The 21,681-nt window shown below is 66.8% G+C and carries 23 protein-coding genes; 11 read left to right on the top strand and 12 right to left on the bottom strand.

Annotated features, from left to right (window positions below; genetic code table 11):
* Nucleotides 1-6 precede the first annotated feature (6 nt).
* Complete coding sequence (locus tag AADJ02_RS01780) at nucleotides 7-1,083, top strand: BMP family ABC transporter substrate-binding protein (protein ID WP_341211275.1); 1,077 nt, start codon at nucleotides 7-9, stop codon at nucleotides 1,081-1,083.
* A gap of 96 nt (nucleotides 1,084-1,179) precedes the next feature.
* On the opposite strand, the gene AADJ02_RS01775 is transcribed toward AADJ02_RS01780, so the two are convergent.
* Together AADJ02_RS01775 and AADJ02_RS01770 are read right to left on the bottom strand one after the other, a co-directional pair.
* On the bottom strand, nucleotides 1,180-1,551 hold the full coding sequence (locus AADJ02_RS01775; protein WP_341211274.1) for a hypothetical protein: 372 nt from the start codon (nucleotides 1,549-1,551) through the stop codon (nucleotides 1,180-1,182).
* A gap of 196 nt (nucleotides 1,552-1,747) precedes the next feature.
* Nucleotides 1,748-4,246, bottom strand: a complete 2,499-nt coding sequence (locus AADJ02_RS01770; RefSeq protein WP_341211273.1) for an FAD-dependent oxidoreductase — start codon at nucleotides 4,244-4,246, stop codon at nucleotides 1,748-1,750.
* A 185-nt stretch (nucleotides 4,247-4,431) separates the two neighbouring features.
* Here AADJ02_RS01770 and AADJ02_RS01765 point away from each other — a divergent pair, with 185 nt between their 5' ends.
* From AADJ02_RS01765 to AADJ02_RS01750, 4 genes are all read left to right on the top strand, one after another.
* On the top strand, nucleotides 4,432-5,076 hold the full coding sequence (locus AADJ02_RS01765; protein WP_341211272.1) for a hypothetical protein: 645 nt from the start codon (nucleotides 4,432-4,434) through the stop codon (nucleotides 5,074-5,076).
* A 64-nt stretch (nucleotides 5,077-5,140) separates the two neighbouring features.
* Entirely contained in the window at nucleotides 5,141-5,998 is an 858-nt protein-coding gene (panC, locus tag AADJ02_RS01760) for a pantoate--beta-alanine ligase (RefSeq protein WP_341211271.1), read from the top strand.
* Nucleotides 5,995-6,807, top strand: a complete 813-nt coding sequence (gene panB, locus AADJ02_RS01755; RefSeq protein WP_341211270.1) for a 3-methyl-2-oxobutanoate hydroxymethyltransferase — start codon at nucleotides 5,995-5,997, stop codon at nucleotides 6,805-6,807. The genes panC and panB overlap by 4 nt, the downstream gene beginning before the upstream one ends.
* Before the next feature lie 23 nt (nucleotides 6,808-6,830).
* Nucleotides 6,831-7,391, top strand: coding sequence for a hypothetical protein (locus tag AADJ02_RS01750; RefSeq protein ID WP_341211269.1), 561 nt, complete (start codon nucleotides 6,831-6,833; stop codon nucleotides 7,389-7,391).
* On the opposite strand, the gene AADJ02_RS01745 is transcribed toward AADJ02_RS01750, so the two are convergent.
* Both AADJ02_RS01745 and AADJ02_RS01740 read right to left on the bottom strand, forming a co-directional pair.
* Entirely contained in the window at nucleotides 7,392-7,607 is a 216-nt protein-coding gene (locus AADJ02_RS01745; protein ID WP_341211268.1) for a hypothetical protein, read from the bottom strand.
* A 77-nt stretch (nucleotides 7,608-7,684) separates the two neighbouring features.
* The gene (locus AADJ02_RS01740) at nucleotides 7,685-8,671 is read right to left on the bottom strand and encodes a D-glycerate dehydrogenase (protein WP_341211267.1); all 987 of its coding nucleotides are present in this window, start codon (nucleotides 8,669-8,671) and stop codon (nucleotides 7,685-7,687) included.
* A gap of 129 nt (nucleotides 8,672-8,800) precedes the next feature.
* Here AADJ02_RS01740 and AADJ02_RS01735 point away from each other — a divergent pair, with 129 nt between their 5' ends.
* The 3 genes from AADJ02_RS01735 to AADJ02_RS01725 all read left to right on the top strand — a co-directional run bounded on the left by AADJ02_RS01735 (nucleotide 8,801) and on the right by AADJ02_RS01725 (nucleotide 10,645).
* Nucleotides 8,801-9,439 carry an SH3 domain-containing protein gene (locus AADJ02_RS01735; RefSeq protein WP_341211266.1) on the top strand — a complete coding sequence of 213 codons (639 nt, stop codon included), beginning with the start codon at nucleotides 8,801-8,803 and terminating at the stop codon, nucleotides 9,437-9,439.
* 4 nt (nucleotides 9,440-9,443) lie between these two features.
* Nucleotides 9,444-10,322 (top strand): cation diffusion facilitator family transporter, encoded by an 879-nt coding sequence (locus AADJ02_RS01730; protein ID WP_341211265.1) that lies wholly within the window; start codon nucleotides 9,444-9,446, stop codon nucleotides 10,320-10,322.
* Nucleotides 10,323-10,393: 71 nt separating this feature from the next.
* A complete protein-coding gene (locus tag AADJ02_RS01725; RefSeq protein WP_341211264.1) occupies nucleotides 10,394-10,645 on the top strand; it encodes a hypothetical protein in 252 nt (83 codons plus the stop codon).
* A gap of 25 nt (nucleotides 10,646-10,670) precedes the next feature.
* On the opposite strand, the gene AADJ02_RS01720 is transcribed toward AADJ02_RS01725, so the two are convergent.
* From AADJ02_RS01720 to AADJ02_RS01700, 5 genes are all read right to left on the bottom strand, one after another.
* Nucleotides 10,671-12,686 carry a M3 family metallopeptidase gene (locus tag AADJ02_RS01720; RefSeq protein WP_341211263.1) on the bottom strand — a complete coding sequence of 672 codons (2,016 nt, stop codon included), beginning with the start codon at nucleotides 12,684-12,686 and terminating at the stop codon, nucleotides 10,671-10,673.
* Between the two features lie 22 nt (nucleotides 12,687-12,708).
* The gene (locus AADJ02_RS01715; RefSeq protein WP_341211262.1) at nucleotides 12,709-13,770 is read right to left on the bottom strand and encodes a HesA/MoeB/ThiF family protein; all 1,062 of its coding nucleotides are present in this window, start codon (nucleotides 13,768-13,770) and stop codon (nucleotides 12,709-12,711) included.
* Entirely contained in the window at nucleotides 13,767-14,249 is a 483-nt protein-coding gene (dut, locus tag AADJ02_RS01710) for a dUTP diphosphatase (protein ID WP_341211261.1), read from the bottom strand. The genes AADJ02_RS01715 and dut overlap by 4 nt, the downstream gene beginning before the upstream one ends.
* 6 nt (nucleotides 14,250-14,255) lie before the next feature.
* Nucleotides 14,256-15,479: a bifunctional phosphopantothenoylcysteine decarboxylase/phosphopantothenate--cysteine ligase CoaBC gene (gene coaBC, locus AADJ02_RS01705; RefSeq protein WP_341211260.1), complete on the bottom strand. Its 1,224-nt coding sequence runs from the start codon at nucleotides 15,477-15,479 to the stop codon at nucleotides 14,256-14,258.
* 64 nt (nucleotides 15,480-15,543) lie between these two features.
* Nucleotides 15,544-16,422, bottom strand: coding sequence for an RNA polymerase factor sigma-32 (locus tag AADJ02_RS01700; RefSeq protein ID WP_341211259.1), 879 nt, complete (start codon nucleotides 16,420-16,422; stop codon nucleotides 15,544-15,546).
* Nucleotides 16,423-16,530: 108 nt separating this feature from the next.
* Here AADJ02_RS01700 and cobU point away from each other — a divergent pair, with 108 nt between their 5' ends.
* From cobU to AADJ02_RS01685, 3 genes are all read left to right on the top strand, one after another.
* On the top strand, nucleotides 16,531-17,055 hold the full coding sequence (gene cobU, locus AADJ02_RS01695) for a bifunctional adenosylcobinamide kinase/adenosylcobinamide-phosphate guanylyltransferase (protein WP_341211258.1): 525 nt from the start codon (nucleotides 16,531-16,533) through the stop codon (nucleotides 17,053-17,055).
* Nucleotides 17,052-17,618: a histidine phosphatase family protein gene (locus AADJ02_RS01690; protein ID WP_341211257.1), complete on the top strand. Its 567-nt coding sequence runs from the start codon at nucleotides 17,052-17,054 to the stop codon at nucleotides 17,616-17,618. Before cobU ends, AADJ02_RS01690 begins: the two co-directional genes overlap by 4 nt.
* Nucleotides 17,619-17,682: 64 nt before the next feature.
* Nucleotides 17,683-19,194 carry a YifB family Mg chelatase-like AAA ATPase gene (locus AADJ02_RS01685; RefSeq protein ID WP_341211256.1) on the top strand — a complete coding sequence of 504 codons (1,512 nt, stop codon included), beginning with the start codon at nucleotides 17,683-17,685 and terminating at the stop codon, nucleotides 19,192-19,194.
* On the opposite strand, the gene gshB is transcribed toward AADJ02_RS01685, so the two are convergent.
* The 3 genes from gshB to rsmI all read right to left on the bottom strand — a co-directional run bounded on the left by gshB (nucleotide 19,191) and on the right by rsmI (nucleotide 21,669).
* On the bottom strand, nucleotides 19,191-20,135 hold the full coding sequence (gene gshB / locus AADJ02_RS01680; protein WP_341211255.1) for a glutathione synthase: 945 nt from the start codon (nucleotides 20,133-20,135) through the stop codon (nucleotides 19,191-19,193). The genes AADJ02_RS01685 and gshB overlap by 4 nt on opposite strands.
* A 105-nt stretch (nucleotides 20,136-20,240) precedes the next feature.
* Complete coding sequence (locus AADJ02_RS01675; protein ID WP_341211254.1) at nucleotides 20,241-20,633, bottom strand: YraN family protein; 393 nt, start codon at nucleotides 20,631-20,633, stop codon at nucleotides 20,241-20,243.
* A 184-nt stretch (nucleotides 20,634-20,817) separates the two neighbouring features.
* Complete coding sequence (gene rsmI, locus AADJ02_RS01670) at nucleotides 20,818-21,669, bottom strand: 16S rRNA (cytidine(1402)-2'-O)-methyltransferase (RefSeq protein ID WP_341211403.1); 852 nt, start codon at nucleotides 21,667-21,669, stop codon at nucleotides 20,818-20,820.
* Nucleotides 21,670-21,681: the final 12 nt, after the last annotated feature.

Genomic DNA, 21,681 nt, shown 5'->3' with positions numbered 1-21,681 from the left:
AACGACATGACCTTCAAGACAGTGCTTCTCGGTGCCACCGCCGCTGCAGTCATCGCCACCGGGGCGATGGCGCAAGATGACAAGACCAAGGTGGGCTTCATCTATGTCGGGCCGGTGGGCGATCTCGGCTGGACCTACCAGCACGACCAGGGCCGCCTCGCCGTCGAGGAGGAATACGGCGACAAGGTCGAGACGGTCTATGTCGAGAGCGTTCCCGAAGGCCCCGACGCCGAGCGCGTGCTGACCCAGATGGCGCTGCAGGGCGCGGACATGATCTTCACGACGTCCTTCGGCTTCATGGAAGCGACGATGAACGTCGCCGCGAAGTTCCCGGATGTGAAGTTCGAGCACGCCACCGGCTACCAGCGCGCCGACAACGTCTCGACCTACTCCGCCCGCTTCTATGAGGGCCGCGCGGTGCAGGGCCTGATCGCCGGCGAAATGACCGAGAGCAACATCATCGGCTACATCGGCTCCTACCCGATCCCCGAGGTGATCCGCGGCATCAACGCCGCCTATATTCAGGCCAAGAAGGTGAACCCCGAGGTCGAATTCCGTGTGGTCTGGGCCTACACTTGGTTCGACCCGGCCAAGGAAGCCGAGGCCGCCAAGGCGCTGATCGACGCGGGCGCCGACGTGATCCTGCAGCACACCGATTCCACCGCGCCGCAGGCCGCCGCACAAGAGGCGGGCGATGTCATCACCTTCGGCCAGGCCTCGGACATGCTCGACTACGCGCCGAAACCCCGCGTCAGCTCGATCATCGACAACTGGAACCAATATTACGTCGACCGCGTCGGCGCGGTGATCGACGGCACTTGGGAGTCGACGGACACCTGGGACGGCATTGACAGCGGCATGGTCGAGATCGGCGAAATCACCGATGCGGTGCCCGCCGAGGTGAAGGAGGCCGCGCTGGCGCTCAAGGACGCGATTGCCGCAGGCGAAACGCACCCCTTCACCGGCCCGCTCAAGAAGCAGGACGGCTCGGACTGGCTCGCCGAAGGCGAAGTGGCCGACGACGGCACGCTCGCTGGCATGAACTTCTATGTCGAAGGCCTCAAGGGCGACATCCCGCAGTAGACGCGGTCGGGGGCCTCTTGGTCACCATCAAAAGACAATGGGGCTGGCCGTCATGCGGCCAGCCCCATCTTATTCAGGAGACCTAGGCGATCGGGGTTACTTCGCGATGAAACCGAGCGACTTTGAGTCGGACAGCTCGCGACCTTCGAACGCAGTACGAATGCCGGAAATACCGCGCACGACGAGCCAGATCCAAGTCACGCCGACAATTGCGAAGCCGATCAGGAAAAGCGCCGTGAACATCCCCAGCACCATCCCAGCAATCCCGAACCAGCAGCTCCGGATGACGAAACTCAAATGCGTCGCGCCCGGCTGGCCCTCCTTGCGAGCGACATAGGCGTAGATCAGCGCGCCGAGGGCCAGCGGCCCGAAAACGAGTCCGCCGAGAAACAGACCATAGACGATCTTGGTTTCAAAATAGGCGTCTTTCTGGGGGGTAGCCGCAGTGGTCGGGTTAATATCGGTCATGGCAAGTTCCGTGAAACATTATGAGGCGTGATAATACGAGGCATTATGCATTTCCGAATTCACTCATGAGAAGAGTTCTCAGGATGCAAGCATATCATAGGTAGTATCACATGCGCGTGAGCGCCAGCCTTTTACGGCATCCAATCCGAGATATTCTGCTGCTTTCCCTTCGCTCTCCCCGAGGGATCGCCCTCTTTCAGCCATCCGCTCTGATCGTCGCGTTCGTGGGATCATAAGGACTGTCCTCGGTCACCTCGGCATCCCAAAGCTCGCGGAACATCCGGACCTTGAGCTTGGTGCCCGGCGCAGCGAAATCGGGGCGCACATAGCCCATGCCGATGGATTTGCCGAAGGCGGCCGACCAGCCGCCCGACGTCAACCGCCCGACCTTTTCCCCGCCCGCATAGAGCGCCTCACGGCCCCAGGGATCGGCGTCCGCCGGCCCGTCGATGAGAAGCGTGACGCACTTGGAGCGGAGGCCGATCCCTTCCATCGCCACCTTGCCGTGGAAGTCCTTCGACAGATCCACGAAGCGGTCCAGTCCGGCCTCCAATGGTGTCGCGTCGCGACCCAGCTCGGTGCCGAAGGCGCGGTAGGATTTTTCCTGCCTAAGCCAGTTCTGGGCGCGCGCGCCAACGAGCGTCATCCCGGAAGGCGCCCCCGCCTCCATGAGCTTGTCCCAAAGGTGGTTCTGCATTTCGATCGGGTGATGCAGCTCCCAGCCCAGCTCGCCGGTATATGCCACGCGCAGCGCCCGCACCGGCACCATGCCCAGCTCGATCTCGCGGCACGACAGCCACGGGAAGCGCTTGTTCGACAGCACTGTCTCCGGCTCGGCATCGCGCACTTGCCGGTTCAGCACCTCGCGCGATCGCGGCCCCGCGATGGCGAAGACGCCCCATTGGGTGGTGACGTCCTGCACATCGATCCGACCGAACTCGGGCTCCTTGTCCTCGACGGCCTTTCTCAGGAAGTCACCGTCATAGGCGCTCCAAACGCCCGCCGAGACGAGGTAGAACCGGTCCTCGGCCAACCGCACGATGGTGTATTCGGTGCGCGTGGTGCCGGCATCGGTCAGCGCGTAGGTGAGATTGATGCGGCCCACCTTGGGCAGCTTGTTGGTGGTGAACCAATCGAGGAAGGCGGCCGCACCCGGCCCGCTGACCATGTGCTTGGTAAACGCGGTGGCATCGATAAGGCCCACGCCCTCGCGGATCGCCTTGGCCTCGGCGGCGGCGTATTCCCACCAGCCGCCGCGCCGGAACGAGCGGCTGTCATGATCGAAGCTCTCGGGCGCGCCGACGGGGCCGTAATAATTCGGACGCTCCCAACCGTTCACCACGCCGAACTGCGCGCCCTTTTCCTTTTGCCGGTCATAGGCGGGCGAGGTGCGCAGGGGCCGTGCCGCCGGACGCTCCTCGTCGGGGTGGTGCAGGATATAGACGTGTTCGTAGGCCTCCTCGTTCTTGGCCACGGCATAATCGGTGGTCATCCAAGGGCCGAACCGCTTGGGGTCAAGGCTCGCCATGTCGATCTCGGCCTCGCCCTCGACCATCAACTGCGCGAGGTAATGCCCCGCCCCGCCGGCGGCGGTGATGCCGAAGGAGAAGCCTTCGGCAAGCCACATGTTGCGCAGGCCCGGCGCCGGACCGATCAGCGGGTTGCCGTCGGGGGTGTAGCAGATCGGGCCGTTGAAATCGTCCTTCAGCCCCACCTCCTCCGAGGAGGGAATGCGGTGGATCATCGACATGTATTCCTCTTCGATCCGGTCGAGATCGAGCGGGAACAGGTCGGCACGGAAACTGTCGGGCACGCCGTAGGGGAAGCGCGCGGGGGCCCCGCGTTCGTAAGGTCCGAGGATCCAGCCGCCGCGCTCCTCGCGCACGTACCACTTGGCGTCAGCATCGCGCAGAACGGGGTGCTGCTCGTTGCTCTTGCGCCATTCGACCAGCGCCGGGTCGGGCTCGGTGACAATGAACTGGTGTTCAACTGGGATCGCGGGGATCTTGATGCCCAGAAGCCGCGCCGTGCGCTGCGCGTGGTTGCCGGTGGCGGTGACGACATGCTCGGCGGTGATGACTTGGCTCTCGTCCGAGGCCACGAGGTTGCCGCCCTTTTCGACCATCTTGGTGACAGTGACGCGCCACTCCGACCCGGTCCATTCATAACCGTCGACCTGCCAGCGCCGCTCGATCGTGACGCCCCTCTGCCGCGCGCCCTTGGCCATCGCCATGGTGACATCGGCGGGGTTTATGTAGCCATCGGTCGGATGGAAGATCGCGCCTTCGAGATCCTCGGTTCGCACCAACGGCCAGCGCTCCTTGATCTGCGCCGGCGTCATCCACTCAAACGGCACACCCACCGTCTCGGCGGTCGCGGCATAGAGCATGTATTCGTCCATGCGCGCCTTGGACTGCGCCATGCGCAGGTTGCCGACGACGAAAAAGCCCGCATCGAGCCCGGTCTCCTGCTCCAACGTCTTGTAGAGCTTGATCGAGTGATCGTGGATCCATGTGGTGGCGTAGGACATGTTGAAATAGGGCAGCAACCCGGCGGCATGCCATGTCGAACCCGAGGTCAGCTCGTCGCGTTCGAGCAGCATGACATCGTCCCACCCGGCCTTGGCCAAGTGATAGGCAATCGAGGTGCCAACGGCGCCACCGCCGACGACAAGGGCTTTCACATGGGTCTTCATCGCGCGGTCTCCGGGCTGGCCTTTGCGCACCATCGCGCGAATCCGCGCAAGGGTGCGAAGCCCGGCGACCTCTCGCGCGCCGAATGCGACAAGCGGTGCGGCGCAGCCCCGGAATCTCTGGACAGGACGACGTGGCTTGGCCTCCAATGGGCGTATCTTCTGCGCTTTCGTCGGGAGGGCACGCCATGAAGACGCTGGATGTCGCCGAGGCGGCGCGGATTATCGAACGTATGGGTGGCGGCCTCGACGGGCCGGACGTTGTCGAGACCATCGATCTGCGCGGCGTACAGGCCGCGATGCTGAAACGCGGCATCCTCTATATCGCGGGCACCAACGAATTCTCGGACTGGTTCGAGTTCAACTTCGATCTGATCCACGACCGCGCCCCCGACGCGCATGGGTTTCGCATGGCACCGGGCGACAGCGGCGCGCTATGGCATGCGGGTTTTCTCGAACACGCACAGATCGTCTACGCCTTTGCCAAGCCGCAAAAGCCCGCCTTCATCATCGGTCATTCGCTGGGGGCGGCCTCGGCGCAGATCGTCGGCGCTTCGCTCGGTGTCCCGAGCCTCTCTTTCGGTAGCCCGCGCCCCTATCTGGGCCGCGCGCATTTCGGTCGCGAGGGCTTCGTACTCAACATCTGCCGGACCGACGACACGCTGTGCCACCTGCCGCCGCGTTTCTTCGGCTTTCGCCATATCGGCAGCGTCCACTGGCTCAGCCCGCCGGTGGGCGACGTGGAGGAAGGCCATTCCATCGGAAGCTACGCCGAACTTCTCGAAGGCACCCTGCCCGCGACCTTCCCCAAATCCTGGCCACCCACCGGCTGAGCGCGGCCTGTTGTAAGGCCCTCTCCGCCCCCGTAAAAGACGGCCAAGGTCTGGGAGGACAACCATGTACGTCTGCCGCTCCATCGCTGCCATCCGCGACGCGGTCGCAGGCTTTCGCGCGACAGGCCACAGTGTCGGGCTGGTGACCACGATGGGCGCGCTGCACGCGGGCCACATGAGCCTGATCGCCGCCGCGAGGCGCGACCATGGCCGCGTCGTGGCGACCATTTTCGTGAACCCGACCCAGTTCGGCGACCCCAAAGACCTCGAGACCTACCCGCGCACCGAAGAGGCCGATCTCGCGATGCTGGAGGCGGCGGGTTGCGATGCGGTGCTGATCCCGCGCGCCGACGAAATCTACCCCGAAGGCGACGAAACCATTGTCGAGACGCGAGATCTCGCGGTCCGGCTGCACGGCGCGCTCAGGCCCGGGCACTTCCGGGGCGTCGCCACCGTGGTCACCAAGCTGTTCAACATCACCCGCCCCGACGCTGCCTATTTCGGCGAAAAGGATTACCAGCAGCTTCAGGTGATCCGCCGCATGGCGCGCGATCTGCACATGAACATCGACATTCAAGGTGTGCCGACGCTGCGCGAGGCTGACGGGCTTGCCATGTCGTCGCGCAATGTGCGGCTGACGCCCGAGGACCGCATCGCCGCGCTCTGTCTCAACCGCGCGCTCGACCGTGCCGAGCGGGTCGCGACGGAAGGCGGCAGCGCCTCGGCGATCGAGGACGCGATCCGCGCAACCATCGCCGACGAGCCGCGTGCGCGGCTTACCGGGCTCGACATCGTCGCACCCCAAAGCCTCGCACCGTTGCGCCAAACGCCCGACGCGCCGCTGTCGGAGCCCATAGCCATCATGATCTCGGCCCAGTTCGGCGAGGTCCTGTTGATCGATCAAAGGGAGATCACCCCATGAGCAGCCAAACCGAGACGGTCCGCCGCGTCACCGTTCCGCAGATCGCGCGCCGCAAGGGCGGCGAGCCGATCGTGTCGCTGACCTCGTATCACGCGCACACCGCCGCCATCGTCGACCGCTACGCCGATTTCATCCTCGTGGGCGACAGCCTCGGCATGGTGATGCACGGCATGGAGAGCACGGTCGGCGTGTCGCTCGAATTGATGATCATGCACGGCCGCGCCGTGGTGCGCGGCACCAAGCGGGCGCTGGTCGTCGTCGACATGCCCTTTGGCAGCTATGAGGAAAGCCCCGCCATGGCCTTTCGCAACGCCGCCAAGGTGATGAAGGAGACCCAGTGCGGCGCGGTCAAGCTGGAGGGCGGCGCGCGCATGGCCGAGACGATCCGCTTTCTGGTCGAACGCGGCATCCCGGTGATGGCGCATATCGGTCTGACCCCGCAATCGAGCCACGTCATGGGCGGCTTCAAGACCCAAGGCCGCGATGAGGACACTTGGGAGGCGCATCTCGAGGATGCCCGCGCCGTGGCCAAAGCGGGCGCCTTCGCCGTGGTGCTCGAGGGCATGGTCGAACCGTTGGCCGCGAAGATCACCAAGGCGGTGGACATCCCCACCATCGGCATCGGTGCCAGCGCCGAATGTGACGGCCAGATCCTCGTGCTCGAGGACATGCTGGGCCTGAACCCCTGGACCCCGAAATTCGTGAAGGTCTACGGCCAGCTCGGCCCGATGATCGAAGATTCGGTGAAACGCTATGCCGAGGACGTGAAGTCACGCGCCTTTCCGACCGAGGACGAGATATACCGCTGAGGCAACGTCTTGAGGGAGCAGACATGTTCAACCGCCGCCACCTGATCGCCTTCGGCCTCGCGGGGCTGCTTGCCGCCTGCGGCACGCCCGATCCGAACCCACTGTCGCGCGCCGCGCGCGGTGAGATGCAGCTTGCCGACATCGTGGTGACCGCGGAAGGGGCGGGCTTCGAGAGCGGGGCCGCGCGCGACTACACCAGCCGCATCGCGCCCGACCTCGACGCCGCACTCAGCCGCGAATTCGCCGACCGGTTGGGCCGTGGCGGCAAGTGGAAGATGATGGTCGAGGTGTCGCGGCTCAACCTTGCGGGCGGCACGTCCACGGCGCTGGGCCGTGATCAATCGAGGCTTTCGGGTGCGGTGCGGGTTGTCGATCCGGCGGGCACATTGCGGGCCAGCTACACGATCCAGGTTCTCGCAGGTGAGGCCGCGGAGAGCCGTACCGGCACGCTTGTGGGCGCTGTCGCCAATTCGGCCGGTGGCTATTACCGCGAGTTGATCGCAGGATTTGCGCGAGATGCACGCGTGCAGGTTCTTGGTGCCGATCTGCCGGGCCAGCGCCTCGCCCGGCGCATCTCGAACTGATCAGATGTTGAGCGGCCCGTTGTCGACGGGCCGCCGACGTCCATTAGACGCGCCGCGAGACCGCAGCTGGTGGGTCGTCGCGGCATAGGCGCCGAGCACACCGAAGAGCACCATCAGAAAGCGGGCGCCGCTCAGATCCTCATGCGTATTGGCGCCGAGGCAGGCGAAGCCCGACAGCAGTGCGAGCGCGAAGAATGCGATGGCCCAGTTGCGCATGTGAACACGTATCCGACTTGTCCCAGTTGCGCTCGCAACGCGGCTCCTGTCGTACAGGTTCCAGCGAACCCGCGACTTCAGGCGTTCCGTGGAGTCACGAGATCGGGAGGCTCGGTGCCATTGGCCAGAGCCTCGATGTTGGCGATCACCCGCTCGCCCATCGCCACCCGCCCCTCGACCGTGGCCGAGCCCATGTGCGGCAGCAGTACGACGTTGGGCAACGCCCTCAGCCGCGGATTGATCTCGCGCCGCTTTTCGAACACATCGAGCCCCGCGCCGCCGATCTCGCCCGCGCGCAACGCCCGTGTCAGCGCGTTCTCGTCGATCACCTCACCGCGCGAGGTGTTCACCACGACGGCACCGGGCTTCATCAGCGCGATGCGACGGGCGTTGATCAGGTGATAGGTCGCGGGCGTGTGCGGGCAATTGATCGACAGCACGTCGCATTGCGCGACCATCTGGTCGAGGCTGGGCCACCACCGCGCGCTCAAGCTCGCCTCGACTTCCTTGGAAAGCCGGTTGCGGTTGTTATAGCCGATCTCCATGCCGAACGCCGCCGCGCGCCGCGCCACCGCCTGACCAATCCGGCCCATTCCGAGAATCCCCAGCTTGCGCCCGGCGATGCGCCCGCCGAGCAGCAGGTCCGGCGACCAACCGCCCCATTCCCCCGACTGCAAAAGCGCAAAGGCCTCGGGCAGGCGGCGCGTGACCGACAGGATCAGCACCATGGTCACATCCGCCGTATCCTCGGTTGCCACGTCGGGCGTGTTGGTCACCGCGATGCCGCGCCGCGCGGCCATCGCGACATCCAGATGATCGACGCCCGCGCCGAAATTAGCCAGCAGCCGCAACCCGGCCCCGGCTTGGCCCAGTCGATCCGCATCGATCCGGTCCGACAGGGTGGTGATGAGCACCTCCGCCGTTTCTAGAGCGGCATCGAGCGCCTCGCCCGAAAGCGGCGCTTCGGCCGGGCCGGGGGTGAAGTCGAACAGTGCCGCCAGCCGCGCCTCCACGGGCGCGGGCAGGCGTCGCGTCGCGATCACACGAAGGCGTTTCTCCGCCATTCCGATCTCCCTTGCGCTTTTCCCCGCCTCGGCATCGTGACAGAGTGCCGGGACCGGGCGCGCGACGCAAGAACGCGCCTCTTGCGCACATCGTGGGCATGGCATCGAGACCGGACGGACACAGCTCGAATGATGAATTTCGGACCAATCGCGGCGCTTCTGGTGGCTGTCATGGCGCTGCCTGCGCAAGCGCAGGACCGCGACGGGCGCCCTAAACCCCGCCCTGAGAACCTCGGCGCCGTGGCCGCCGCGCCGGACGCGGTCGCCCCTGCCCTTGCCCCTCCAGAGGCCACCGCCCCAGACGCCCCCCGGCAGAAGATCGCCCCGCCCGAGGGCCCCACCCGTGGCCCCGAGACCAACCTGCCGTTGCCGCGCTTCGTGTCGCTGTCGACCGACCGGGGCAACGTGCGGCGCGGGCCGTCACTGTCGCACCGCATCGACTGGGTGTTTTTGCGCCGCGACATGCCGCTTCAAGTCACCGCCGAATACGGCCATTGGCGCCGCGTCACCGACCGCGAAGGCGTGGGTGGCTGGATGCATTACGCGATGCTGTCTGGCGTGCGCACGGTGATCGTCGACGCCGAAGTGCTGCCGCTGCGTGCCAAGCCACAGGAGAGTGCCACGGTCGTGGCCCAGGTCGAGGCCGGTGTGGTGGCGCGCTTGGGCGATTGCGAACCCGACTGGTGCGAGCTGAGCGCCGGGGGCTACAAGGGCTGGGCGCCGAAGTCGCTGCTTTGGGGCGTGGCCCCCGACGAGACGCGGGACTAACCCCATGACATCGCGCGACATCGACGACCGGCTGAACCTTTCGGCCGGGGTCGCGTCCGTTTCCGTGGCGCTGATCCTGATCGCGGCCAAGCTCTGGGCTCTATTCCAGACCGGCGCGCTGTCGGTGGCCGCCACCTTGGCGGATTCGGCACTCGATCTTGCGATGTCGCTGGGCGCGCTCGCGGCTATCACCTATGCCGCGCGGCCCGCCGATGACGACCACGCCTTTGGCCACAGCGCCGCCGAGGATCTCGCGGCTCTCGGGCAATGCCTGTTCATCCTCGCGTCAGCGGCGCTGATCGGTGGAGCGGGCGCACAGCGGCTCGCCCACCCCGCCCCGGCGGCGCCGATGTCCGAAGGTGCGGGCATCGCGGTGATGGGGCTGTCGATCGTGCTCACCCTCGCGCTGGTCGCCTGGCAGCGCCACGTCGCGCGCGCCACCGGCAACCGCGTGGTGGCCGCCGATTCGCTGCATTATCTGGGCGACCTGATCCCAGCCATCGGGGCCATCGGCGCGCTCTGGGCCTCTCAGCGCTTCGGACTGGGCTGGATCGACCCGGTGGTCGCCATCGGGGCCGCGCTCTTGATGGCGCGCGGCGCTCTGCGGATCGGGCGCGATGCCTGGGACGCGCTGATGGACCGTGCGGTCGACGCCGAAACCGTAGCCGGGATCGAGGCAATCGCGCGCGATTTTCCCGGCGTGCATGGCCACCACGACCTGCGGACCCGCCGCTCGGGGGGCCGGGTCTTCGTGAACCTGCACATTGAACTCGACGGGGCGCAGAGCCTGACACAGGCCCATGACATCGGTGCCGCGCTCAAGCGCGCGATCCTTAATCGCTACCCGCGCGCCGACGTGATCATCCACAAGGACCCGGTCTGAAACGCGACACCGGAACGCGCGGGTCGTCCGCGACGTTGGCTCTGTAACCGAACCCGATCAGGAGGCCCCCCATGTCCGTTACAGTCGAAACCCTCGAAGGGCGTCTTCTGGCCCAGCGCAAGGTGCTGGCCCATCTCGTCTCCGCGCTCGATGGACCGGCCGGCGACGCGCTGCGCGAGTATATTCGCGACCGCAGCCACATGAGCGGCGACGAGGAGGACCCCGGCGCCGTTCCGGGCGAGGGTCTCTCCATCGAAGGCGCGCTTGCCGACGAGATGCACCATATTTCCGAGGCCGCCGAGGCGCATCGCAAAGCGACCTGAGCACGCCTCATGCCGTCAGGACTGCTCAGGCGGCGAGACCTCGCCCTCTGAGCAGCGCCGCGACATCGGGCGTCGAGCCGCGAAACCGCTCGTAGAGTACCCCCGCCTCCTCCGAGCCGCCGCGCGAAAGCACGTGGGCCTCGAACCGACGCGCGGTCTCGGGATCGAAGGCATCGCCCGTCTCGCGAAACGCCTCGAAGGCGTCGGCGTCCATCATCTCGGACCACAGGTAGCTGTAGTAGCCCGCCGCATAGCCGTCGCCGGAAAAGACATGCGCGAAATGCGGCGTCGCATGCCGCATGGCGATAGCGCGCGGCATGCCGATTGCCTCCAGCACCTCGGTCTGTTGCTGCATCGGGTCGCCAGGAGCCATACCACAGTGAAACTCGAGATCGACGATGGCCGAGGCGGTCTGCTCGACCGTGGCAAAGCCCTGATCGAAGTTCGCGGCGGCCAGCATCTTCTCCATCAGCGCCTCCGGCATCGGCTCGCCCGTCTCGGCGTGGGTGGCGAACTCGCGCAGCACCTCCGGCACTTCGAGCCAATGCTCGAAAAGCTGGCTCGGCAGTTCCACGAAGTCGCGCGCCACCGAGGTGCCCGAAATGCTCTCATATGTCACGTCCGACAGCATCTGGTGCAGCGCATGGCCGAACTCGTGAAACAGCGTGCGCGCGTCGTCGAAGGACAAGAGTGCCGCCTCTCCCGCATCGGGCTTGGCAAAGTTGCACACGTTGAGCACCAGCGGGCGCACATCCTGCCCGCCCATGCGGTGCTGATCGCGCATCGTGGTGCACCACGCGCCCGACCGCTTGGAGGGCCGGGCAAACCAGTCACCAACGAAAACGGCGAGATGCGCGCCGCCCCGCGTGATCTCGAATGTTCGCGCGTCGGGATGGTAGCCCGGTGCCTCGATCTCGCGCGCCTCGATGCCGAACAGGCGGTTCGCCACCGAAAAGGCCGCCTCGATCATCCGGTCGAGTTGCAGGTAGGGCTTGAGCGTCCCGTCGTCGATCTCATGCTCGGCGCGACGGCGGGCCTCGGCGTAGTAGCGCCAGTCCCAAGGCTCCAGCGGCCCCTCGAACCCGTCGGCGTTCAGCAAGCCCTCGTAGATCGCAGCGTCGGCAAGGGCCGCGGCACGCGCCGGCGTCCAGACCGCGTGCAGCAACTCGCGCACCGCCTGCGGGTGGCCCGCCATCTCGGTTTCCAACTTCCAGGATGCATAGTCCTCATGCCCCAGCAGCTTCGCACGCTCCTCGCGCAGCGTGAGTGTCTCGGCGGCGATGGCGCGGTTGTCGGTCTCGCCCCCGGTCATGCCGCGTGCAGCCCAGGCCTCGAACGCCTTTTGGCGCAGCGCGCGGTTGGGCGAATACTGCAAGAACGGCACCACGAGCGAGCGCGACAGGGTGATCACCGCCCCCCCGTCGCCACCCGCTGCCTTGGCGGCGGAGCGCAGCCCGGCAGGCAATTCCGCGAGGTCTTGGGCCGAAAGCGGCATGGTCCAGGCAGATTCGTCCGCCAGCAGGTTCTGCGAGAATTGTGTGCCCAGCACCGAGAGCCGCGCGCGGATCTCGGCCATGCGGGTCGCCTGCGCGCCTTCGAGTTGCGCGCCCGCGCGTACGAAACGGCGATGCGTCAGCATCAAGACCCGCGCGTCCTCGGACCCGAGGCTCAGGGCCTCGCGCGTCTGCCAGAGCGTATCGATCCGATCGAACAACGCCCGGTTGCCGATCACCCAAGACATATGCGCCGAAAGCATCGGCGCGAAGTCGCGCTGCAGCGCTTGGCGTGCCGGCGTACTGTCGGCGCTTGCCACGGCGTAGAAGGCCGAAAGCACCCGGCCCAGCGCTTCGTCCGACATCTCGAGTGCCGCGATGGTGTTCTCGAAGCTCGGAGCCTCGGGATTGGCGGCGATGGCCTCGACAGCGGCGCGGGCCTCGCCGAGCGCGGCCTCGGTCGCGGGCATCCAGTGGTCGTCCTCGATGCGGTCGAAGGGCGGCAAGCCGAAGGGCGTGTCCCATGGCGCCAGTAGCGGGTTGGTCATGCGGGTCTCCTTTGGAGGAAACCTATGGGCGCGCGACCGCCGCTTCCAGCCCCCGCCCGCCGCAGACCGCACAGCCTGCGCGCGGCTTTATCGCGATGGTGCGGCTATCGGCATAGAGCGTGTCATGAATCATCAACCGCCCGGCCAATGTCTCGCCCGCCCCGGTGAGCCGCTTCACCGCCTCGGCGGCCATCATCGCCCCGATGATGCCCGGAAGCGGCGACAGCACACCCGCCTCGGCGCAGGAGGGAATGAGCGAGGGGTCAGGCCGCTCGGGGAAAACGCAGGCCCAGCAGGGGGTGCCGCGCGCCGGCTCATAGAGCGAGATCTGCCCCTCCCATTGCGTGAGGGCAGCGGCGACGAGTGGCTTGGCGGCGGCCACGGCGGCGGCATTGACGGTCTCGCGGGTGGCGAAGTTGTCGGTGCCATCGAGAATCAGGTCGTAGTCGGCGAACAGCTCTTCGGCGATCTCCGGCGTCAGCCGCCGCGCATAGGGCCGGATCTCGACATGCGGGTTCTGCGCACGCAGCTTCTCGGCGGCGGCGTGGACCTTGGGCCTGCCGATCTGCGCCTCGTCGAACAGCACCTGCCGTCCAAGGTTGCTCAGATCGACCTCATCGTCGTCGATGACCCCGATGGTGCCGACGCCAGAGGCCGCGAGATAGGTCAGCGCCGGGCAGCCCAAGCCCCCCGCGCCGACGACCAGCACACGGGCGCGGCGCAGCGCCCCCTGCCCCGGCCCGCCGATCTCGCGCAGGGTGATGTGGCGCGCATAGCGGGTCAGCTCGGTCTCGGAGAACCCTTTGCGCGGCACAGGCATCTCGGCGGGTGTGGCGCGGGCCTTGAGCAGCCTCAGCCCCCGCGAATAGAGCCAAGCCAGCGCGCCGCCCGCGATCAGCAGCAGCCATAGCGCCGCCTCGCCCCCTGTCGCTTCGCGTAGTGGATGGCCATCGGGCAGCAGCAGATGCCCCGCGATCACCCCTGTCATCAGCAGACCGATCATGTAGCCCCGGGCGCGGAGCGGTGCGCCGGTCAGCGCGCCGATGCCCCAGAGCGTGGCGATCAACACGCCGACGAGGATCACGCGAGGCCCCCGGTCGAGCCGAAGCCGCCCGCGCCCCGCGCCGTGTCATCGAGATCGTCGACCATCTCGAAATCCGCCCTCACCACTGGCGCCAGCACGGCCTGCGCGATGCGCATGCCGTGAGTGACGGTGAAGCTGTCCTGCCCTGCGTTCAGAACGATGACCCCGAGCGGGCCGCGATAATCGCTGTCGATGGTACCGGGGCTGTTGGGCAGTGTGATACCGTGTTTCAGCGCCAGCCCCGAACGCGGGCGAAGCTGCAGTTCATATCCGTCCGGAACCGCGACGCGCAGGCCGGTGGGCACCAAAGCGCGCGTACCGGGGGCAAGCACGATCCCCGTGGCCCGGTCGCCCGGATCGAGGTTGGCCACAAGATCGGCCCCGGCGGCCCCGGCGGTCTGGTAGGCAGGCAGCGGCAGGGCACGATCCGCCCCGTCGGTCCAGCTCAGCTTCAGGCCGATACGCTTGTCCATGCTCATCTGTCTTCAAACCCGTCTATCAGAGGCGGTCTCGCCTTTAGCAGCCAGCGCCTCGGCCACCCGCTCCGCGAGCCGTTCGGCCACCGCCCGCTTGGCCATGCGCGGCCAGTCTTCGGCCCCGTATTGCGTGATCAGCGTCACCGCATTCTCGGTGCCGCCCATAATCCCTGTGCCGGGAGAGACATCGTTGGCCACGATCCAATCGCAGCCCTTGCGCACACGCTTGGCGGTGGCGTGAGCGATCACATCATCGGTTTCGGCGGCAAAGCCCACCACCAGATCGGGTCTTCCCACGGCCATGCCCGCCACCCGCGCGAGAATGTCGGGATTTTCCGCCAGCGACAGCCCCGGCAGCGTCCCGGCCTGCTTCTTGATCTTGCGGCCGCTCGCATCCGTGACGCGCCAATCGGCCACGGCTGCGGCAAAGATCGCGGCGTCGGCGGGCAACGCCGCCTCGACGGCGGCGAGCATCTCGGCGGCGGTCTCGACCGCGACGATTTCGGCCCCCTCCGGCGGTGCGGCACTGGCCGGGCCGGTGATGAAGGTGACGTGTGCGCCCAAGCGCAGCAAGGCGGAGGCGATGGCCGAGCCCTGCGCGCCGGACGAGCGGTTGGCGATATAGCGCACCGGGTCGATCGGCTCATGCGTCGGCCCCGAGGTGACCAGCACGTGCCGCCCTGAGAGGGGCCGGTCGGCAGGCGCAAGGGCGGTCTCGATCGCCGCGAGGATCACGGCGGGTTCGGACATCCGACCGAAACCGTATTCGCCGCAGGCCATCTCGCCCTCATCCGGCCCGACGACCCCGATGCCGTCGCCTTTGAGCGTGGCTAGGTTGCGGCGGGTCGCGGGATGCTCCCACATGCGGACATTCATCGCAGGCGCGACGAGCACCGGCGTGTCCGTTGCCAGAAGCAGCGTCGAGGCAAGGTCCGAGGCGCGGCCCTGCGCCATCTTGGCCATCATGTCGGCGGTGGCGGGGGCCACGACCACGAGGTCGGCCACGCGCGACAGTTGGATATGGCCCATCTCGGCCTCGGAGGTGAGATCGAACAGCGCCTCGTGCACCTTTTTGCCCGCAAGCGCGGAGACCGACAGCGGCGTCACGAACTGCGCGGCGCTCTCGGTCATCACCGGCGTCACCTCATGCCCCGCCTTGGCGAGCAGCCGGATCAGCTCCAGCGATTTGTAGGCCGCGATACCGCCGCCGATGATCAGGAGAATATGCGACATGGCTCGCCCCGCAGTCAGTGCGGGGCGAGCCTAGAGACTTGATGCGTCGGGAGCAATCGACGGCTCAGACGAAAAGTCCGCGCACTTCACGCGACTGCGTCTCGAGGCTCCGGCGCATCTTGCCGAACGCCGCCGCTTCGAGCTGACGCACCCGCTCCTTTGACAGGCCCAGCTCGTCGCCAAGGCTTTCGAGGGTGCGCGGCGCATCGCGCAGCTTGCGCTCGCGCACGATAAACTGCTCACGCGCATTGAGTGCTGACAGCGCACTCAGCAACCATTGACGCAGCATGTCGGTGTCATGGCTGTTCTGCACAAGCTCGGCGGCCTGCTGGCCGTCATCGACCAGAGCCTCGATCCATTCACGGCCCTCGTCCTCGGCCGATTGGGTGGCATTGAGCGAGAAGTCCGAGCCCGAAAGCCGGCCTTCCATCATTTCCACATCGGCGAGCGGCACGCCCACTTCTTTGGCGATCATCTTGCGCAGCGTCGCGCCGTCAAGCTCGCGCCCTTCGGAGGCGGCTTCGCGTTCGATCCGGGCCTGCACACGGCGCATGTTGAAGAACAGCGACTTTTGCGAAGAGGTGGAGCCCGTACGCACCATCGACCAGTTGCGCATCACGTAGTCCTGAATCGACGCCTTGATCCACCAGACCGCGTAGGTCGAGAAGCGCACGCCCCGATCGGGATCGAACTTGTCAGCCGCCTTCATGAGGCCGAGAGAGGCTTCCTGAATGAGGTCGTTCATCGGCGCACCATAACGGCGAAACTTCGACGCCATGGAGATGGCGAGCCGCATATAGGCGGTGATGAGCCGGTGCAGCGATTTCTCGCAGCGCTGGTCGCGCCACGCATAGGCAAGCCGCAACTCGGTCTCCGCATCCAAGAGTTCCGCCCGCATCGCGTTGCGGGTCATCGACTGGTCCGCAAATCCGTCAAAAGCCATGTCATCGTCCCCGGGACATATAAGGGTCGGTGCGCTTGCCATGGCCGGGCGGCCTGCTAGTCACCTTGCTGAACCCTTAACGCGGTGCCCTCTCAGAAAGTTTCCCGCATGGCCTTGCAGAAATTGACGCTGGTTCTAGGCGGCGCCGCCTCGGGCAAGTCGGATATCGCCGAAAGCCTTGTCACGCAGGCCGGCGGCGCGGCGGTCTACATCGCTACAGCACAAGCCTTCGATGCCGAAATGCGGCAAAAAATCGATCGGCACAGGATCTCGCGCGGCCCGGACTGGCGCACGGTCGAGACGCCGCTCGACCCCGGATCGGCCATTTCCAGCCTTCGGGCGGGCGAAATTGCGCTGCTCGATTGCGCGACGCTGTGGCTGTCGAACCTGATGCTGGCCGAGGCCGACCTTGTGGCCGAAGAGGCACGGCTGTTCGCGGCGCTGGCGGGTTCTACCGCTCCGGTGGTGATCGTCTCGAACGAGGTCGGGGCCGGGATCGTGCCCGACAACGCGCTGGCGCGGCGATTTCGCGCGGCGCAGGGCGGCTTCAACCGCCGCTTGGCGGACCGGGCCGACACGGTGATCGGCGTGATGGCAGGGTTGCCCTTCGTGCTCAAAGGGGACATGCCATGAGCGCGCTCTGGCTGATCCGGCACGGTCCGACCCACGCCAAAGGCATGTGCGGCTGGTCCGACCTGCCCGCCGATCTGTCCGATACCGCCGCCATCGCGCGTCTCGCCGCGAGCTTGCCGGTCGCGCCGGTGATCTCCTCGGACCTCGACCGCGCCGCGCGCACCGCCGACGCCGTGGCCGGGGATCGCCCCCGCCTGCCCCACGCGCCACAGCTGCGAGAGATCCATTTCGGGGACTGGGAGCTCAAACGCCACGACGAGATCGAGGCCGAGAGCCCCGAACTGGTTCGCGCCTTCTGGGACCGACCCGGCGACGTGGCCCCTCCGGCAGGTGAAAGCTGGAATGCCCTGCGCGCCCGCTGCGACGCGGCCATCGATCGGGTCTGGACCGGGGGCGACCTGATCGTAGTCGCGCATTTCGGGGTGATCCTGACACAGCTCCAGCGCGCCCTCGGCTGCGATGCACGCCAGGTCTTCGCCCATAGGATCGAGCCACTGTCTCTCACCCGCATCGAGATCGGGGCGCAGGGGTGGCAAGCCGCCGAGATCAACCGCTTGCCCTGAGATCGGTTAACCGTTCCTAAACCCTTTGGGCCCCAGCCTCTCCGTCAGGAATGGGAGCACGGACATGGTTGCGCGGGCCTACACGGTGGCCTTCGAAGGGGTCGAAGCGCGGCTGGTCGAAGTGCAATGCGCCGTGACCGCTGGAATGCCCGGCTTCACCATCGTCGGCCTGCCCGACAAGGCGGTGAGCGAGGCAAGGGAAAGGGTGCGCGCGGCGCTCTCGGCGCTCTCCATCGCGCTGCCTTCCAAGAAGGTGACGGTGAATCTCTCGCCCGCCGACCTGCCGAAGGAAGGCTCGCATTTCGATCTGCCGATCGCACTGGCCCTGCTCGCCGCGATCGAGGTGCTGCCCGAGGAGGAAATCGCGGGCACGGTGGCGTTGGGAGAGCTGTCGCTCTCGGGCGATCTGGTGCCTGTCATCGGCGCGCTGCCCGCCGCCATGGCCGCTGCGGAAGAAGGCCGCCGCCTGCTTTGCCCCGCCGCCTGCGGGGCCGAAGCCGCATGGGTCGAGGCGGTCGAGGTGATCGCCGCCCCCTCGCTTGCCCGTACGATCAGACACTTCACCGGGCAGCAACTCATCGAACCTGCGCAGGCCGGGCTGGCAGCACCCGGCACGCCTCCGCGCGATCTGCGGGACGTGAAGGGACAGGAACGGGCCAAGCGGGCGCTGGAAATCGCTGCCGCCGGGCGGCACCATCTGCTGCTGGTCGGCACGCCCGGCTCGGGCAAATCGATGCTGGCCGCGCGTCTGCCGGGGATCCTGCCGCCGCTGTCGCCCATCGAGGCGCTGGAAACCTCGATGATCCATTCGGTCTCTGGGCTGCTCACCGATGGGGGCATCAGCCGCGCCCGCCCCTTTCGCGAGCCGCATCACACCGCCTCGATCGCCGCCATCGCGGGCGGCGGGCGCGGGGCCAAGCCCGGCGAGATCAGCCTCGCGCACAACGGCGTGCTGTTCATGGACGAATTACCCGAATTTCCACGCACCGTGCTGGAAACCCTGCGCCAGCCGATCGAGACCGGCGAGGTCGTGGTCGCGCGTGCCAACGCGCATCTGCGCTATCCCTGCCGCTTCCTGCTGATCGCCGCCGCCAACCCCTGCCGCTGTGGCTATCTTTCGGACCCGAACCGCGCCTGCGCCCGCGCGCCCGGCTGCGGCGAGGAGTATCTGGGTCGCATATCCGGCCCGCTGATGGACCGCATCGACCTGCGGGTCGAGGTGCCGCCCGTGGCTTTCACCGATCTCGACCTGCCAGAGCCGCCCGAGGGGTCGAAGGAGGTTGCGATCCGTGTCGCGATGGCTCGCGAGATCCAGACGGCGCGCTTTGTTGACACCGACGCACGGGTCAATGCCGATGCCGAGGGACAACTCCTCGAAGAGGTGGCGGCCCCCGATACCGAAGGGCGCGAGCTGCTGCTGCGCGTGGCCGAGCGCTTCGGGCTTTCGGCGCGCGGCTATCACCGGGTGCTGCGGGTGGCGCGGACCATCGCCGACCTCGAAGGGTCGGAGAGGGTCCGGCGGGGTCATGTGGCCGAGGCGGTGGGCTACCGCCTCGCGCTCGGCCGAGAGGCCTAGAGCTTTGCCTCGATCGCCTCCCAGATCTTCGCGGCGACATTAATGCCGTCGAAGCGTTCTAACTCCTGAATGCCGGTGGGCGAAGTGACGTTGATCTCGGTGAGCCAGTCGCCGATCACGTCGATACCAACGAGGATCTGGCCCTTTTCCTTCAAAAGCGGGCCGATCTTGGCACAGATCTCACGATCGCGCTCTGTCAGCTCGACCTTTTCAGGACGGCCGCCGACATGCATGTTCGAGCGAGTCTCGCCCTTGGCCGGCACGCGGTTAATCGCGCCCACCGGTTCACCGTCGACCAGCAACACGCGCTTGTCGCCCTTGGTCACGGCGGGCAGGAATTTCTGCACGATCAACGGCTCGCGATTGATGCCCGAGAACATCTCATGCAGCGAAGCGAGGTTGCCGTCCTGGCTGTGCAGCTTGAACACGCCCGCGCCGCCGTTGCCGTAGAGCGGTTTGAGGATGATGTCGCCGTGCCGGTCGCGGAACGACCGCAGGGTCGCGAGATCGCGCGCGATGGCGGTGGGCGGCGTGAGGTCCGGAAAGCTCAGGACCAGCAGCTTTTCGGGATAGTTGCGAACCCAGAACGGGTCGTTCACCACCAACGTCTCGGGGTGGATCATGTCCAGCAGATGCGTGGTGGTGATGTAACCCATGTCGAAGGGCGGGTCCTGACGCAGCCAGACCACGTCCATGGTCGAAAGATCGACCTCCTGCTCTTCGCCCAAGCTGTAATGGTTGCCCTTTTCGCGGCGCAGCTCCAGCGGCCAGCCGCGTGCCGTCACCCGGCCCTCCTGAAAGGCAAGGCGGTCGGGGGTGTAGTAGAACAGCTCGTGGCCGCGCGCCTGCGCCTCCTCGCCGATACGGAAGGTGGTATCGGCGTCGATGTTGACGCTGGCGATCGGGTCCATCTGGAGGGCGACCTTGAGGGCTTTGGGCATGACGGCGATCTTTCGCTGGGGACGCGGTGTCCGATGCATGCCCGATGCGCGCGCGCTCCGCAATGCGCGGGGCCTGCGCCCCGGCGCACAGGCAAATGCGCAGGATCAGCCGCCGTCGAAGGCGTTCTCGACCACTCGCACCGCGCCGCGCCCGTCCACCAGAGCCAGATCAAACCGCATTTCGGTCAGAAGCCCGCCCGGTGTCTCGCCGCAGTAAGCTTCGGCCGAACGGCAGATGCGGTCCATCTGTCGGCGGGTGAGATGGGAGATGGCGGCGTCGAAGCTGCGGCTTGCCTTGACCTCGACAAAGACGAGCCGCGCGCCTTCGCGCACGATCATGTCGATCTCGCCACCCGGACCACGCCAGCGCCGCGCCTCAATGGCACGCCCGCTCCGGGCGTAGTGGCGCGCAACGTTCTCTTCGGCGGCGAGACCCGTGTGATAGCCCCGACGGCCCCGCTCGGCCTTGAGCGATGTCCCCTCGAGGGTCGCTCGCAACTCAGCGCCCTGCGCTCCGTCCCCAGACGACTTGAGACTGCTGACACGATCAGGCCCCGTCTTGGGTGTGCAGTCCGGCAACGGTTGGTCGGCTTTGAGTTCAAGCCCCAACTGGCCTTCCCCTTCGACCGGCGATCGTGGAATCACTCTTCGTCGCCGTGTTGCTCTCAGCGGCCCGCCACCATCAAGTCGCATCTCCATCTGCATCATCCGGCCCTTTTTCCAGCGCCAGCGCCGCCTGATAGACCTCACGCCGTGGCAGGCCCAGCGCACCGGCGACCGCCGTCGCCGCGTCCTTCATACGCATCGTGCGCATCGCCTCGCGCAGCGCGGTCTCCAGATCCGCGCCGGTCACTTCCTCGGTTTCGGCCCGGCCCACGAGCACGACGATCTCGCCCTTGAGCGTACGCCCCTCGATGGCTTCGCATACCTCCGCTGCCGTGCCGCGAACCACCTCTTCGAACCGCTTTGTCAGTTCGCGGCACAACGCCACAGGTCGTTCCCCACCCAGAATATCGCGCAAGGAGATTAACAACTCGTGAACCCGCTTGGGGCTCTCATAGAGCACAAGCGTAAAAGGCATCGACCTTAGAGAGGCGATCTCGGTCTCGCGTTGTGTCTTGGCGGGGGGCAGAAATCCTGCGAATGCGAAGCGATCCGTGGGCAGCCCCGACACCGCCAAGGCGGCAAGCACGGCGGAAGCACCGGGGGCGGCCAGCACCGTGTGTCCGCCAGCAATCGCGGCACGCCCCAGCGCATAGCCCGGATCGGCAATAAGCGGCGTGCCGGCCTCCGAAACATAGGCGACCGATCCGCCGCGTTCGAGCACCGCGAGAATACGGTTTCGATCATGCGCGCCCGAATGGTCATGATAGGCCAGCAAGGGCCGCCCATTCAAAGGAACGCCGTGTATTTCCATGAGCTTGCGCAGCGTGCGCGTGTCCTCGGCCGCCAGCGCGTCGGCGTTGGCGAGAAGGTCGAGAGCCCTCAGGGTGATGTCTCGGGCGGTCCCGATCGGGGTCGCCACGAAGTGCAGACCCGGTGCGAC

Source organism: uncultured Limimaricola sp. (assembly GCF_964022235.1).
In the GTDB taxonomy this organism is placed as follows: domain Bacteria; phylum Pseudomonadota; class Alphaproteobacteria; order Rhodobacterales; family Rhodobacteraceae; genus Limimaricola.
This window is presented reverse-complemented; position numbering and strand designations above follow the sequence as displayed.